Annotated in this window: 16 protein-coding genes; 3 read left to right on the top strand and 13 right to left on the bottom strand. The window is 66.8% G+C overall.

The genetic code is table 11. The annotated features are described in order from the left end of the window. Nucleotides 1-131 precede the first annotated feature (131 nt). The 8 genes from AX730_RS03575 to AX730_RS03540 all read right to left on the bottom strand — a co-directional run bounded on the left by AX730_RS03575 (nucleotide 132) and on the right by AX730_RS03540 (nucleotide 6827). Entirely contained in the window at nucleotides 132-518 is a 387-nt protein-coding gene (locus AX730_RS03575) for a hypothetical protein (RefSeq protein WP_157074088.1), read from the bottom strand. Nucleotides 519-645: 127 nt separating this feature from the next. After that, nucleotides 646-978 (bottom strand): non-heme iron oxygenase ferredoxin subunit, encoded by a 333-nt coding sequence (locus tag AX730_RS03570; protein WP_062352066.1) that lies wholly within the window; start codon nucleotides 976-978, stop codon nucleotides 646-648. After that, on the bottom strand, nucleotides 975-1517 hold the full coding sequence (locus AX730_RS03565) for a GNAT family N-acetyltransferase (RefSeq protein WP_062352063.1): 543 nt from the start codon (nucleotides 1515-1517) through the stop codon (nucleotides 975-977). The genes AX730_RS03570 and AX730_RS03565 overlap by 4 nt, the downstream gene beginning before the upstream one ends. 46 nt (nucleotides 1518-1563) lie before the next feature. Then, nucleotides 1564-2817, bottom strand: a complete 1254-nt coding sequence (locus AX730_RS03560; protein ID WP_062352060.1) for a cysteine desulfurase — start codon at nucleotides 2815-2817, stop codon at nucleotides 1564-1566. Further along, nucleotides 2814-4076: a Fe-S cluster assembly protein SufD gene (gene sufD, locus AX730_RS03555; protein WP_062352057.1), complete on the bottom strand. Its 1263-nt coding sequence runs from the start codon at nucleotides 4074-4076 to the stop codon at nucleotides 2814-2816. The genes AX730_RS03560 and sufD overlap by 4 nt, the downstream gene beginning before the upstream one ends. After that, a complete protein-coding gene (sufC, locus tag AX730_RS03550; protein ID WP_062352054.1) occupies nucleotides 4076-4840 on the bottom strand; it encodes a Fe-S cluster assembly ATPase SufC in 765 nt (254 codons plus the stop codon). The genes sufD and sufC overlap by 1 nt, the downstream gene beginning before the upstream one ends. Nucleotides 4841-4913: 73 nt before the next feature. Next, the gene (sufB, locus tag AX730_RS03545; protein ID WP_062352051.1) at nucleotides 4914-6353 is read right to left on the bottom strand and encodes a Fe-S cluster assembly protein SufB; all 1440 of its coding nucleotides are present in this window, start codon (nucleotides 6351-6353) and stop codon (nucleotides 4914-4916) included. Nucleotides 6354-6368: 15 nt separating this feature from the next. Continuing rightward, nucleotides 6369-6827 carry an SUF system Fe-S cluster assembly regulator gene (locus AX730_RS03540; protein WP_062352048.1) on the bottom strand — a complete coding sequence of 153 codons (459 nt, stop codon included), beginning with the start codon at nucleotides 6825-6827 and terminating at the stop codon, nucleotides 6369-6371. A 203-nt stretch (nucleotides 6828-7030) separates the two neighbouring features. On the opposite strand from AX730_RS03540, the gene AX730_RS03535 reads away from it, so the two are divergent. After that, on the top strand, nucleotides 7031-7234 hold the full coding sequence (locus AX730_RS03535; protein ID WP_062352046.1) for a hypothetical protein: 204 nt from the start codon (nucleotides 7031-7033) through the stop codon (nucleotides 7232-7234). 15 nt (nucleotides 7235-7249) lie between these two features. Here the strand turns inward: AX730_RS03535 and AX730_RS03530 are convergent, their stop codons facing one another. Further along, on the bottom strand, nucleotides 7250-7783 hold the full coding sequence (locus AX730_RS03530) for a cytochrome C (RefSeq protein WP_198147015.1): 534 nt from the start codon (nucleotides 7781-7783) through the stop codon (nucleotides 7250-7252). Nucleotides 7784-7933: 150 nt separating this feature from the next. On the opposite strand from AX730_RS03530, the gene AX730_RS03525 reads away from it, so the two are divergent. After that, entirely contained in the window at nucleotides 7934-8407 is a 474-nt protein-coding gene (locus tag AX730_RS03525; RefSeq protein WP_062352043.1) for an SET domain-containing protein, read from the top strand. Between the two features lie 126 nt (nucleotides 8408-8533). Continuing rightward, complete coding sequence (locus AX730_RS03520; protein ID WP_062352040.1) at nucleotides 8534-10744, top strand: DUF5916 domain-containing protein; 2211 nt, start codon at nucleotides 8534-8536, stop codon at nucleotides 10742-10744. Nucleotides 10745-10754: 10 nt separating this feature from the next. Here the strand turns inward: AX730_RS03520 and AX730_RS03515 are convergent, their stop codons facing one another. Genes AX730_RS03515 through AX730_RS03500 form a run of 4 tightly spaced genes read right to left on the bottom strand, consistent with a single transcriptional unit; the run spans nucleotide 10755 to nucleotide 12575 of the window. Then, nucleotides 10755-11306 (bottom strand): YceB family lipoprotein, encoded by a 552-nt coding sequence (locus AX730_RS03515; RefSeq protein ID WP_062352037.1) that lies wholly within the window; start codon nucleotides 11304-11306, stop codon nucleotides 10755-10757. A gap of 9 nt (nucleotides 11307-11315) precedes the next feature. Further along, a complete protein-coding gene (locus AX730_RS03510) occupies nucleotides 11316-11885 on the bottom strand; it encodes a DUF1439 domain-containing protein (RefSeq protein WP_062352034.1) in 570 nt (189 codons plus the stop codon). A 53-nt stretch (nucleotides 11886-11938) separates the two neighbouring features. Beyond that, nucleotides 11939-12232 (bottom strand): helix-hairpin-helix domain-containing protein, encoded by a 294-nt coding sequence (locus AX730_RS03505; RefSeq protein ID WP_062352031.1) that lies wholly within the window; start codon nucleotides 12230-12232, stop codon nucleotides 11939-11941. A gap of 31 nt (nucleotides 12233-12263) precedes the next feature. After that, nucleotides 12264-12575, bottom strand: a complete 312-nt coding sequence (locus AX730_RS03500) for a DUF3861 domain-containing protein (RefSeq protein WP_062352291.1) — start codon at nucleotides 12573-12575, stop codon at nucleotides 12264-12266. Between the last annotated feature and the right edge of the window lie 16 nt (nucleotides 12576-12591).

Genomic DNA, 12591 nt, shown 5'->3' with positions numbered 1-12591 from the left:
CGGTGGCGATGGCTGGCGGGGGAAGGGAGGCGACCCTGGGCGCGGCCGGGCTCGGACGGCAGCCTCGGCGAGGTCAAACGGGTCAGGGAGACGCGAAAGTGGAAGCGCACGTCGTCGACGTGCGTGTGGCCTCAAGCCAGACGCGGAGGGCCGCGCCCCAGGGGCGTATTGCGACGCAGGACGACGGAAGCGTCTCGGAGGTTGCCGGGCCGCCACGGTGCCAGGGCGGGCCGTTGGGCGGGGGCGCCGTCGAGGGAAAGATCGGGCTCCGTTTCACCCTTCGCGACGTCGGATTCGAGCGTCTGCGTGACCGGCGGCGCCTTCACGCAGGACGCGTCATCGCGATCGGTATGGCCAGTGGCCGCGAATACCACCACGGGCACGGACGGCTTCGCCGCGTGACCGGTGGTAGGTGCGGCCTTGCCGGAGGCCATCGCCACCCCGGCCACGATCAGTAGCACCCAGCCCAGCAGCAGGCGGGTAACGATCCGGGCAGTGGGGGCGGAGGGAGGAGCCAAGCAGATCCGAGCGCAGGACTGCGACAGCCGGTCGCAGGCGGGGGGCGTCAGAATAATGAGAATTATTCGCGATTACAACAGAATATTTACAAGCCGGGAGAGGGGCAGGAACCGCCTTACAGGGGGCCTAGTCCCGATCGTCCCGCGTCCAGACGCCGCCATGCTCCCGCTTGGTGGGGAACTTCGCTACCGGCGAGTACGCCGGCGCGCACAGGGCCCGCCCGTCCCGGACGTCGAAGCGGGCGCCATGGAGGATGCATTCGATGCTGGCCTCCACAGGATCGAAGGTGCCGGACGACAGCTCGAAATCCTCGTGGCTGCATTTGTCTTCGAGCGCATACACTTCGCCATCATGGTTGACCACCACGATCGGGGTACCGGTAACCTCGTCGAAGACGGTCTTCATCTCCCCTGGCAGCAGCTCGCCCGTGGCGCAGACGAAGGTCCAGTTCCCGCTCATCCGTGCGCTCCCGTCAGCGGTTTCTCCAGCACCTCGAAGCGCAGGTCGTCGCGTTTGGGGATGCCGTAGCGCTCATCGCCGTAGGGGAACGGCTTCTTGATGCCGGTGCGCACATAGCCGCGGCGCTCGTAGAACGCGATCAGTTCGTCGCGGATGTCGATCACGGTCATGCGCATGGCCGGGAGCCCCCAGTCTTCGCGTGCCACGCGCTCGGCCTCCGCCAGCACCGCCTTGCCGACACCCCCGCCCTGCAGGTCGGGACGGACCGAGAACATGCCGAAGTAGCCCGCGCCGTCTTCTGCTGCCACGTGCGCACAGGCAAGCAGTTCGCCGTCCCGGCGTTCGGCCAGCACGATGCGGCTGTGCGGCCGCTCGATGTCCTTGCGGAGCACCTCGGCATCGATGCGCTGCCCATCCAGCATGTCGGCTTCGGTGGTCCAGCCCTGCTTGCTGACGTCGCCACGATAGGCGGAGGTCACCAGGGAAACGAGGGCGGGGATGTCGGCCGCCGTGGCGGCGCGGAAGGTCGGGTTATCCATCCGCGCATTGTAGGCTGCAGGCCACCATCGCGGCGGCCCAGTATCGTCAGGCCAGCAAGCGCCGTGCCTTCTTGAGTGCAGCGACGAAATGCTCGACTTCCTCGTGCGTGTTGTAGAACGCGAACGAGGCACGCAGCGTCGCAGCCACACCGTAGAACTGCAGCAGGGGATGCGCGCAATGTTGCCCGGAACGGACGGCGACGCCCTCCAGATCCAGCAGGGTCGCCAGGTCGTGCGCGTGCGCACCTTCGATCAGGAAGGAAATGACCGCTGCCTTGTCTGTCGCACGACCGAAGATGCGCAGGCCTTCGATGCGGTCCAGCTCTTCGGTGGCGTGCGCGAGCAGTTCCGCTTCGCGCGCCTCGACGTTCGCCATGCCCAGTGCGCCCAGGTACTCCACGGCGGCGCCCAAGCCGATGAAGCCGGCGATGTTGGGCGTGCCGGCTTCGAACTTGTGCGGCGCGTCGTTGAACACAGTGCCGCCGAAGCTGACTTCCTTGATCATCTCGCCGCCGCCGATGAAGGGAGGCATGGCCTGCAGGTGTTCCTTGCGCGCCCACAGTGCGCCGGTGCCGGTGGGCCCGCACATCTTGTGGCCGGTCAGCGCATAGAAATCGCAACCGATCGCGGCGACATCCACGGCGCGGTGCGGCACGGCCTGCGAGCCATCCACCACCGTGACGATCCCGCGCTTGCGCGCTTCGCGGCAGATATCCCGAACGGGGTTCACCGTACCCAGTACGTTCGAGGTATGGGTGAGGGCGAGCAGTTTCACGTCGCCGGTCATCGCTGCATGCAGTGCGTCCAGGTCGAGCGTGCCGTCCTCACGGATCTCGGCGACCTTGATCGTGGCACCCGTGCGTTGTGCGACCAGCTGCCACGGCACGATGTTGGCATGGTGCTCCATGCGCGAGACGAGGATCGTGTCGCCGGCCTTGAGCTGCGGCAGCGCCCATGAGTACGCGACCAGGTTGACCGCGAACGTCGTGCCGCTGCACAGCACCAGTTCGTCCGGCCGTACGTTGAGGAAGCGCGCCAAGGTCCTGCGCGCACCTTCGTAGGCTTCGGTGGCCTCCGTGCCCAGCGTATGCACGGCGCGGCTGACGTTGGCGTTGTGCTGCCGGTAGAAGTCGTCGACCGTCTGGATGACGGAGGCCGGCTTCTGTCCCGTGTTGGCGCTGTCCAGGTAGATCAGCGGTTTGCCGTTGACTTGTCGCGTCAGCAACGGAAAATCGGCGCGGACGCGATTCCAGTCGATGGCGACATCCATCCTCGGCGCTGCGCTGACCTCGTGATTCATGCGATGCCCACGGTGGCGAGGGCCGCATCGACACGCGCGACCAGCAGATCGCGCAGGCGGGCGTCCTCGATGGCGGACAGCGGTTCTCGGCAGAACGCGGCCGTCAGCAGTTGCTGTGCCTCCGCCTGCGGCAGACCGCGCGAGCGCAGGTAGAACAACGCGTTGGCCTCCAGTTGGCCGACAGTGGCGCCATGCGCAGCTTTCACTTCGTCGGCATGGATCTCAAGCACCGGCTGGGTGTCGATCTCCGCGTTGGCGGACAACAGCAGGTTCTTGTTCGACAGCGCGGCATCGGTACCGTCCGCCCCTTCGCGGATCAGGATGCCGCCGTGGAAGACGGCACGTCCGCGATCCGCACCCAGCCCGCGCCAGGTCAGTTCGCAGGCCGTGTCCCGGCCAATATGGTCGATACCCAGCCGCGTGTCGACATGGCGACGGCCATGCGCGAGCAGCACGCCGTTGGCCACGAGGCGGGCGTTGTCGCCTTCCAGCCGGACGTTGAGCTCGTGTCGCGACAGCGCGCCGCCCAGCTCCAGGTCCACGCGACGGTACTCGCTGTCGCGCGCCAGCACGGCGTCGGTACGCAGCAGCGTGGTCGCACGCTCGCTGTCGGACTCGATCCGGGCGTGCGTCAGGCGTGCGTCCTTGGCCAGGTGCACGTGGCTGAGGGCGTTGATGAAGTGGGCGTGGCTGTCGATGGCCAGATGGTGCTCGACCACCGTCAACGCCGCGCCAGCGCGCAGTTCGATCAGGTTGCGCAGGTGCCACGCACGGTCGGCACCGTCGCCCGTGCCGATGAAGACCAGGTGCAACGGCTGGTCGCTGTGCACGTCCGGCTCGGCGCGCAGCAGCACGCCTTCGGTCGCCAGTGCCGCATTGAGGCGCGCGAACACTTCGTCCGTGCGCTCGAAGCGGCGCTGCAGGAAGCGTGCCGCATCGCCGTCTTCGGCCAATGCTTCAGACAACAATTGCAGGCTGACGCCGTCCGGCAGGTCGGTGGTCAGCGACAGCGCGACCGAGTAGCGGCCGTTGACGAACACCGCGCGCGGCGCCGGAATGCCGGCCAGCAGCATCGGGTCCAGTGACGGCAGCGCGTCGACGGCGGCGAAGCTGCGACGCTCCAGCTGGCGCAGCGAGGTGTACTTCCAGGCCTCGGCGCGCGGCCCTGGCAGGCCATCGCGCAGCGCTTCGTCCAGCACCGCACGGCGGGCGGCATCGCCGGTGAAACCGGCCGACAGGGAATCCAGCAGCGCACTCATCAGGCGGCCTGCTCCGGCGCGACACGGTCCTTGATCCATGCGTACCCGTGCTGCTCCAGTTCCAGCGCCAGTTTCGGGCCGCCGCTCTCGACGATGCGGCCGCCGGCCAGTACGTGCACCACGTCCGGCTTGATGTAGTCGAGCAGGCGCTGGTAATGGGTGATGACCAGGAAGGCGCGATCCGGCGAACGCAGCGCGTTGACGCCATCGGCGACGTTCTTCAGCGCGTCGATGTCCAGGCCGCTGTCGGTTTCATCCAGGATCGCCAGCTTCGGTTCCAGTACGGCCAGCTGGAAGATTTCGTTGCGCTTCTTCTCGCCGCCGCTGAAACCCTCGTTGACGCCGCGGTGCAGCAGTTCGTCCTTCAGGTGCAGCACGGCCAGCTTGTCGCGCACCAGCTTGAGGAACTGCATCGAATCCAGTTCCGCTTCGCCGCGCGCCTTGCGCTGCGCGTTGAGCGCGGCACGCAGGAAGTAGGTGTTGTTCACGCCCGGGATCTCGACCGGGTACTGGAACGCGAGGAACACGCCGGCGGCGGCACGCTCTTCCGGCTCCAGGTCCAGCAGCGGATTGCCGTCGAACTCGACGCTGCCTGCGGTGACTTCATAGCCTTCGCGGCCGGCCAGGATATTGCCCAGCGTGGACTTGCCGGCGCCGTTGGGCCCCATGATGGCGTGCACTTCGCCGGGCTTCACTTCCAGCGAGAGGCCTTTCAGGATGTCCTTGCCGGCGACGCTGGCGTGGAGGTTGTCGATCTTCAACATGATGCGTTTCCCGTAGGGTGGGCCCTGGCCCACCGTGTTGTCTTCGTGTCGTGCGGTAGGGCCGTGGCCCGGATCAGCCGACGCTGCCTTCCAGCGACACTTCCAGCAGCTTCTTCGCTTCCACCGCGAATTCCATCGGCAGCTCGCGGAACACCTGCTTGCAGAAGCCGTCGACGATCATCGAGACGGCATCTTCCTGGCCGATGCCGCGCGCGCGGCAATAGAACATCTGGTCGTCGCTGATCTTCGACGTGGTGGCCTCGTGCTCCAGCGTCGCCGTCGGGTTCTTCACCTCGATGTAGGGGAAGGTGTGGGCGCCGCACTTCTTGCCGATCAGCAGGCTGTCGCACTGGGTGTGGTTGCGCGCGCCGTCGGCGTTGCGGTCCACCTTCACCAGGCCGCGGTAGGTGTTCTGGCCGCGGCCGGCGCTGATGCCCTTGCTGACGATCTTCGACTTGGTGCGCTTGCCGATGTGGATCATCTTGGTGCCGGTATCGGCCTGCTGGCGATGATGGGTCAGCGCGACCGAGTGGAACTCGCCCACCGAGTCGTCGCCGAGCAGCACGCAGGACGGATACTTCCAGGTAATGGCCGAACCGGTCTCCACTTGCGTCCATACCACCTTGCTGCGGGCGCCACGGCACTCGGCGCGCTTGGTGACGAAGTTGTAGATGCCGCCACGGCCTTCCTCGTCGCCGGGATACCAGTTCTGCACCGTGCTGTACTTGATGTCGGCATCTTCCAGCGCCACCAGTTCCACCACGGCGGCATGCAGCTGGTTCTCGTCGCGCATCGGCGCGGTGCAGCCTTCAAGGTAGGACACCGACGCCTTGTCCTCGCAGATGATCAAGGTGCGCTCGAACTGGCCGGTGTGGCCGGCGTTGATGCGGAAGTAGGTGCTCAGTTCCATCGGGCAGCGCACGCCCTTGGGGATGAACACGAAGCTGCCGTCGGAGAACACGGCGGAGTTCAGCGCGGCGAAATAGTTGTCGCCGACCGGCACCACGCTGCCCAGGTACTGCTTGACCAGCTCCGGGTGCTCCTTGATGGCCTCGCTCATCGAGCAGAACACGATGCCCTTCTCGGCCAGTTCCTTGCGGAAGGTGGTGCCGACGGAGACGGAGTCGAACACGGCATCCACCGCCACGCCGGCCAGCTTGGCTCGTTCGTGCAGCGGCACGCCCAGCTTGTCGTACGTGTCCAGCAGTTCCTGCGGAACCTCGTCCAGCGAGGCGTACTTGGCCTTCGGCGCGGAGTAGTAGCTGATGGCCTGGAAGTCGATCGGTGCTATCTTCAGCTTGGCCCAGTGCGGGACCGGCATGGTCAGCCAGTGGCGGTAGGCCGCCAGGCGCCAGTCGGTCATCCACTCGGGTTCGTCCTTCTTGGCGGACAGGGCGCGCACCACGTCCTCGTCGAGGCCGGGCGGCAGCGAATCGGATTCGATGTCGGTGATGAAGCCGGCGTCGTAGCGACGTCCCAGCTGTTCCAGGATTTCAGCGTTCTCGGTGGCCATCGGGCTGCCTACGGTTCAGCGGGTCGCGACCTGCACGGCGATGGGTCGCCTGCGCACGTCGTCGGAAGAGGGGGGAGGGGCGATCATCTGGGCCAGCGTGAAGCCGCGCAGGGCGTCGGACACCACGTCGTTGATCAGCCGCCAGTTGGCGCGTGCGCCGCACTGGTGGGCGATGCCGCACTGGCTTTCGCTCTGGCTGCATTCGGTCATCGCCAGCGGACCTTCCATCGCCTCGACGATCTCCACCAAGCTGATCTCGGCGGCATCGCGGCTCAGGCGGTAGCCACCATGCACACCACGCAGGCCTTCCACCAGCCCGGCCTGGGCCAGCGGCTTCAGTACCTTGCTGACGGTGGGCGTCTCCAGGCCGGAATGCTCGGCCAAATCGGACGCGCTGAGCACCTCGCCCGGACGCGCGGCGAGCACGGTCAGGACCACGGTGGCGTAGTCGGTGAGCTTGGTGACACGGAGCATCGGGGGAGGGGAGGTCCTGAAAACGTACCGAAATTGTACGCTTTCATGCCGCCGGGCTCAAACCCCGTGGTTTTCCCCATTCAGCCCTCCGGCTGACGAATGTCACCCGCGATGACTGACGGCTGCGACTGATGCCGGGCCGGACGGATCGGGAACATGGGCCCCGTCCACTCCCGGACGGTCAGCTTCCCAAGGCAATCGACATGAACACGACGCACGCCTCTTCCGACTCCGCCCCGGCCGACCGCGGTCTGGACCAGCGCTTCCTGTGGCGCGTGCTGTTCTCCATCGGTGGCGTCTACTTGGCCGTCAAGCTGTTCCGCGGCCTGGGCCAGCTGTTCTGGACCATGTTCGGCCTGGCGATGGGCCTGGTCTGGATGTTCGACGATCGCCTGCTTCCCTGGTGAGTGACAGGCGGTCGCTCATTTCGCGACCGGTGCTTCGGGGACGGTGGGCAGCACCATGCCGAAGTACGGTGCCGGCGGCGCCTGGCCCGGCGGCAACGCCTCGGGTGCCGGCTGGCCGGCCGGTCCCAGCGCATGCACGAAACGGTAGATCGCGCGGCGGTCGTCTTCGCTCATGGCGCGCACGGCGAAGTCCGGCATCAGCGGCCGCGTCCGCAGGTTCGCGCTGTACTCCAGCCATTGCGCTTCGGTCAGCTGCTGCATGCGCAGGCGCAGGTTGGTCGCATAGGTGGTCCCCCACGGACCATGGAAGCCCATCGACGAACCGGTCAGCCATGCGTCCTTGGCCAAGGTGCCGCCCGACTCCCCGTAGCCCGGGGTGTGGCAGTCGTTGCAGCCGCTGATGCGCACCAGGTATTCGCCGCGGGCCAGCAGGTCGGTGCTGGATGCCGTCGGCGCGGGCAGTGGCGCCACCGTGCGAGGGGTCTCTGCCTGGCAGGCGGCCAGCGCCAGCATGAAGGCGACGAGCATCAGGGGACGGATCGGCTGCATGGCGAAGGCTCTGCAAGGGCGAATGCGTCTTCGAACGCGTCGCTCCGCGCGGACCGGCCACCGGCCGACGGGCCGTGATTCAGGCCTTGGATTTGGGAATCACGCGGGCATGGGCGAGAATCGCGCTTCCACTTCCCCCCTGGATGTCGCATGCCCCGCAAGATCGAAGCCCGCCAATCCGATATCCACGGCAATGGCGTGTTCGCCACCGCCCCGATCGAGAAGGGCGAGCGGGTGGTGGAATACAAGGGCAAGCGGCGCACGCACGACGAGGTGGACGCCGACGATACCGGTGATGCCGATTCGGGCCACACCTTCCTGTTCACGCTCAACGACGACTACGTCATCGATGCCAACCACAAGGGCAACAAGGCGCGCTGGATCAACCACAGCTGCGACCCGAACTGCGAAGCGGTGATCGAGGAACACGACGGCAAGAACCGCAAGAAGGACAAGGTCTTCATCGAGGCGATCCGCGCGATCAAGCCTGGCGAGGAACTCGCCTACAACTACGGCATCACCCTGGCCGAAGCGCACACCGCGCGCCTGAAGAAGATCTGGGCCTGCCGTTGCGGCAGCGAGAAATGCACCGGTACCATGCTGCAACCCAAGAAAGGCCGCTGAGCACCGGGCGCGCCGTTCTCCAGGCACGGATGCCGCAGCAGGCCGGAAGGTTGAAATGACCGACGGCAGGTGTGGTCCGTATTTCCCGTCGCTACCTTGCGCGCACCGGACCACCACCCGCCTGCCATGCCCCTCTCCCGCTTCGTCAGCCTGCTCGCGCTGGCCCTGCCTTGTACTGTCGTCCATGCCGTCGAGATCGACGGCCGCATCGATCCGGCCGAATGGCAGGACGGGCACCACGTCACCGACTTCCGCAAGACCCAGCCACTGACCGGTGATCCCGGCTCGCTGCCGACCGAGGCGTGGATCCTGGCCACGCCGGATGGCCTGGCCATCGCGTTCCGCGCCACACATCCGGCCGGCGTGCCGCGCACCCGACAGAAGGTGCAGCGCGACTTCAGCGAACAGGTTGACCGCGTCAATGCCTTCATCGACTTCGATGGCGACGGCCGCACCGGCTATGCCTTCACGGTCAGCTCCACCGGCGGCATCGCCGACGAGGTCATCACCAACGAAAACCAGTTCAGCAATGACTGGGACGGCCAGTGGCGCCATGCCGTCAGCGAAGACGAACAGGGATGGTCGGTGGAACTGCTGATTCCCTGGCATACCGCCCCCATGCGCGACGGCGTGGACGGGCAGCGCACGCTGAAGGTGTTTCTGGCGCGCGTGATCGGCGCGACCGGCGAACGCATGGCGTGGCCGGCGGCCAGCTTCGAACGCCCGCGTTTCCTGTCCGACTTCGCGCCCATCACCGTGCCGAAGCACGACCAGTCGCTGCTCGCCATCACGCCCTACCTGTCGGGCCTGTACGACAACGTCGGTGGGCGCGGGGACTTCAATGCCGGCGCCGACGTGTTCTGGAAGCCGAACGGGCGCTTCCAGTTGACCGCGACGGTGAAGCCGGATTTCGGCCAGGTGGAGGCCGATGACCTGGTGGTCAATTTCAGCGCCACCGAGACCTTCATCAGCGACAAGCGCCCGTTCTTCACCGAGAACCAGGGCATCTTCGAACTGACCACGCCGTCGGACGACAGCCAGCAGCTGTATACGCGCCGTGTGGGCAGTACCGGCGACATCACCGCCGCCGTGAAGTTGAACGGCAGCCTGGGCAAGGTGAACTACGGCCTCTTCTCCGCCGATGAGGATGGCGCAACGGGCCGCAGCTACCGTGCGCTGCGCGTGGTGCGCGATTTCGACACGCAGAACCTCGGCGCCATGCTGACCCGCGTCGACGATCCGTGGCGCGCCCGTGATGCCACCGTGCTGGGCGTGGACCACAACTGGCGGCCGACGGCACGCTGGAATGTCCGCACGCGCCTGCTCGGCAGCCGCATCGCACAGGCGGGCAACGAGGTCGACGATGTCGGCGCCACCGTGTGGGCCGATTACGAGATGGACGACGGCTGGCGCCAGCAGTGGATCGCCATGCACTTCGGCAACGACCTGCAGCTCAACGACTTCGGCTACCTGTCGCGCAACAGCACCAACTACCTGCACTGGGAAGTGCGCAAGCGCTTTACCGCCCTGCCGGAGGATTCGCGCTATTCCTCTAAGGACTGGCGCGGGCGGGTCAGCAGCAGCCACAACAACCGAGGCGACAAGCTCAACGACCAGTTCCGCGTGAGCCGCGAAGGGCAGCTGCGCAACGGCAGCTACGAGTATGCGCAGATCAATGTCAACAGTGCGGGCATCAACGACATGCTGCTGCGCGGCAACGGCATCGTGCGGATGCCGGCCAACTTCAACACCTATCTCCAGTACGAGCGGCCGCGCAAGGGCGACTGGGCGCATGAGGCGGAAGCGGAAGCGTTCACCGGCGGGCTGGCCGGCAATCGCAGGCTGGGTGCCGGCGCCGGTTACACCGGTACGTACTTCATCAACGACGCCTTCAGCCTCTACGGCGGCTTCTACGCGCTATACACCCCCGACTGGCTGGTCTGGCAGCGTGAAGACCTGGTAGGTGGTTTCCAGCGCCGCCAGGTCAGCCTGGATGCCGGCCTGAACTGGGTGATGACGGACCGCCACCAGCTGCGGGTGAAGATGCAGGCGATCGCCCTCGATGCGCGCATGCAGGATGCGTGGCGCTTCGATCCGCAGGGACAGGCGCTGGTGGCCCCCGACCCGGTGAACGACTTCAGCGTGCGCAACCTCGGCTTCCAGATCCGCTACCGCTACGAACTGGCGCCACTGTCGTACCTCTACGTGGTCTACGCGCGCGGCGGCTACGAGCAGCGCACCGGGACCGACGGCGTGCAGGACCTGCTGCAGGACAGCGTCCGCCTGCGCGACGACGAACAGCTGGTGGTCAAGCTGAGCTACCGCTTCGAGATCTGACGCGACGGTTTCAGCGAGCGGTGGCGGGCTGTAGCGTGATCACTACCTGGCCGTCATCGATACGTACGGCATCGGCGGCCAGTGTGCCCGGCACCTGCGCCAGGTCGTCGTCGGTCAGCTGATAGAGCGGACGCGTGCTGGCGTATTCGCGGATCAGGTCCTGCAGCGCTTCGCGCGAACCGCCGGGCAGGCCGCGGCCGGCGGCGCCCACGTGTTCCAGCACCGGGTCCACCAGATGCAGGCCGCGCGTGCCGGGGTCGTAGCGCAGGCCGCTGCTGACCAGCACGTTGCCGTTCTCCAGGCGGTCGCCGCTGGCCAGCACGACGTCGTAGTTCATCTGCAGGTTCAGCCGTTCGCCCGGCGCGGGGATGCGCACCTGCGGATCGCTCAGCGTGAGCGAGGCGAAGCCTTCCAGTAGCGCGTGTTCCATCGGGAAGCTGCTGCGCGCCGCCGTCTGCAACTGGGCGGCATTGAAACGCAGCACGCTGCCGGCGTCGGCGGAGGCCAGCGTTGGCAGCGAGACCAAGGCGAGCAGGGTGAGACGGGAGAGCAGGGATTTCATCGGACTACCTCATTGCAGCTGGATGACCACGCGGCCGTTCTCGATCTGCGTGCTGCCGATCCGCTTGCTGGCCGGCAGGCGTTGCAGGATGTCGTTGTCGATGCGGTAGACCGGTTCGCTGCGCGCGTATTCGGCCAGCACCGTGTTGACCAGCTGGCGCGTGCCGCCGGCCATCAGCGAGCCCGAGCCGGGCACGTCGACCGACAGGATTTCCGGATTGTCGAGGTGAAGGCCACGCGTGGCGGGGTCGTAGCGCAGGCGGCTGGCCAGCGCGAAATGACCGCGGCTCACGTCGCGCGCGCCGAGTGCGCTGACGCCGATATCGAAATCCAGGCGCAGGCGATTGTCGTTCGACGGCATGCTCAGGCGCGGATTGGTCAGCGTGGCCGACACCAGGCCGCCGAGCTTGTCGAACTCGCGCGGGAAACTCTGGTTGAGGTAGCGCTGCAACTGCGGCTGGGTGAAGTTGATCTGGTTGCCGAACAGGCCGGTGACCGTGTTGAGCGTTTCGCAGCCGGCGAGGGCGAGCGTGGCGGTGCCGGCGAGGGTGGCGACCAGGAAGCGGCGGCGGGTACGCATGGAGGGCTCCGTGACGGGTCGCCGCACCTTAGCCGGCAGCGCCTGTCCGAAACCTAACCGGCGGGGCGCTGCAGGAAATGCGCCTTCCGTTCGGACGTGTAGTGCCACCACGGCACGGGTCCGCTGCCTTCCATGAAGCGCACGGCGGCGATGAAGCAGTCGCAGAGGCAGGGATCGTGGCGATGGCCGGTGCTGTCGTTGACGCGGCGGTAGAGCGCGTAGGGGTCCTGGCCGACCAGGTCGCGCGGTTGCGCGATGCCGATACCGCGCAGGTCGCCCGCGATCGATGGCCCGATGTTGGGGATCTCTTCCAGCGAGTGCGCGTCGGTGGCGTGCCGTGCCTTCATGCGGTCAGGCTACGAGGACGCATGCCGGATGTCAGCCGACGTCGCGGGCGCGCTCCTTCAGCGCGGCGATGAAGGTGCCCATGTGCGGGCGCAACGGCGCGAACAGGTCGTCGGTGTCCTTGCGGTGGTCCAGCATCAGACCGCTGAGCAGCTTGGTGCCGACCACCAGCGCGGCTCGCTCGTCGCCGCTGAGGCCGCGCTGGCGCTGGATGTTCTCGAGGATGCGCATCCAGTCGTCGTGGCAGGTGTGTTCGAACTCGATGGTGCAGCGGCCGTTGCACTGCAGGCCGTCGTCTTCGATCGGCGTGACGGTGATGCGGTAGCGGTGGGCGTCGTTGGGCATGGCGGTGGGGCAGGCG

Origin of the sequence: Pseudoxanthomonas mexicana (assembly GCF_001556105.1) — a bacterium.
Classification (GTDB): domain Bacteria; phylum Pseudomonadota; class Gammaproteobacteria; order Xanthomonadales; family Xanthomonadaceae; genus Pseudoxanthomonas_A; species Pseudoxanthomonas_A mexicana_A.
This window is presented reverse-complemented; position numbering and strand designations above follow the sequence as displayed.

Bases quoted from the DNA above. Each gene is read 5' to 3' on its own strand.
- AX730_RS03570 (WP_062352066.1), bottom strand. From the start codon at position 978: ATGAGCGGGAACTGGACCTTCGTCTGCGCCACGGGCGAGCTGCTGCCA.
- AX730_RS03565 (WP_062352063.1), bottom strand. From the start codon at position 1,517: ATGGATAACCCGACCTTCCGCGCCGCCACGGCGGCCGACATCCCCGCC.
- AX730_RS03560 (WP_062352060.1), bottom strand. From the start codon at position 2,817: ATGAATCACGAGGTCAGCGCAGCGCCGAGGATGGATGTCGCCATCGAC.
- sufD (WP_062352057.1), bottom strand. From the start codon at position 4,076: ATGAGTGCGCTGCTGGATTCCCTGTCGGCCGGTTTCACCGGCGATGCC.
- sufC (WP_062352054.1), bottom strand. From the start codon at position 4,840: ATGTTGAAGATCGACAACCTCCACGCCAGCGTCGCCGGCAAGGACATC.
- sufB (WP_062352051.1), bottom strand. From the start codon at position 6,353: ATGGCCACCGAGAACGCTGAAATCCTGGAACAGCTGGGACGTCGCTAC.
- AX730_RS03540 (WP_062352048.1), bottom strand. From the start codon at position 6,827: ATGCTCCGTGTCACCAAGCTCACCGACTACGCCACCGTGGTCCTGACC.
- AX730_RS03535 (WP_062352046.1), top strand. From the start codon at position 7,031: ATGAACACGACGCACGCCTCTTCCGACTCCGCCCCGGCCGACCGCGGT.
- AX730_RS03530 (WP_198147015.1), bottom strand. From the start codon at position 7,783: ATGCAGCCGATCCGTCCCCTGATGCTCGTCGCCTTCATGCTGGCGCTG.
- AX730_RS03525 (WP_062352043.1), top strand. From the start codon at position 7,934: ATGCCCCGCAAGATCGAAGCCCGCCAATCCGATATCCACGGCAATGGC.
- AX730_RS03520 (WP_062352040.1), top strand. From the start codon at position 8,534: ATGCCCCTCTCCCGCTTCGTCAGCCTGCTCGCGCTGGCCCTGCCTTGT.
- AX730_RS03515 (WP_062352037.1), bottom strand. From the start codon at position 11,306: ATGAAATCCCTGCTCTCCCGTCTCACCCTGCTCGCCTTGGTCTCGCTG.
- AX730_RS03510 (WP_062352034.1), bottom strand. From the start codon at position 11,885: ATGCGTACCCGCCGCCGCTTCCTGGTCGCCACCCTCGCCGGCACCGCC.
- AX730_RS03505 (WP_062352031.1), bottom strand. From the start codon at position 12,232: ATGAAGGCACGGCACGCCACCGACGCGCACTCGCTGGAAGAGATCCCC.
- AX730_RS03500 (WP_062352291.1), bottom strand. From the start codon at position 12,575: ATGCCCAACGACGCCCACCGCTACCGCATCACCGTCACGCCGATCGAA.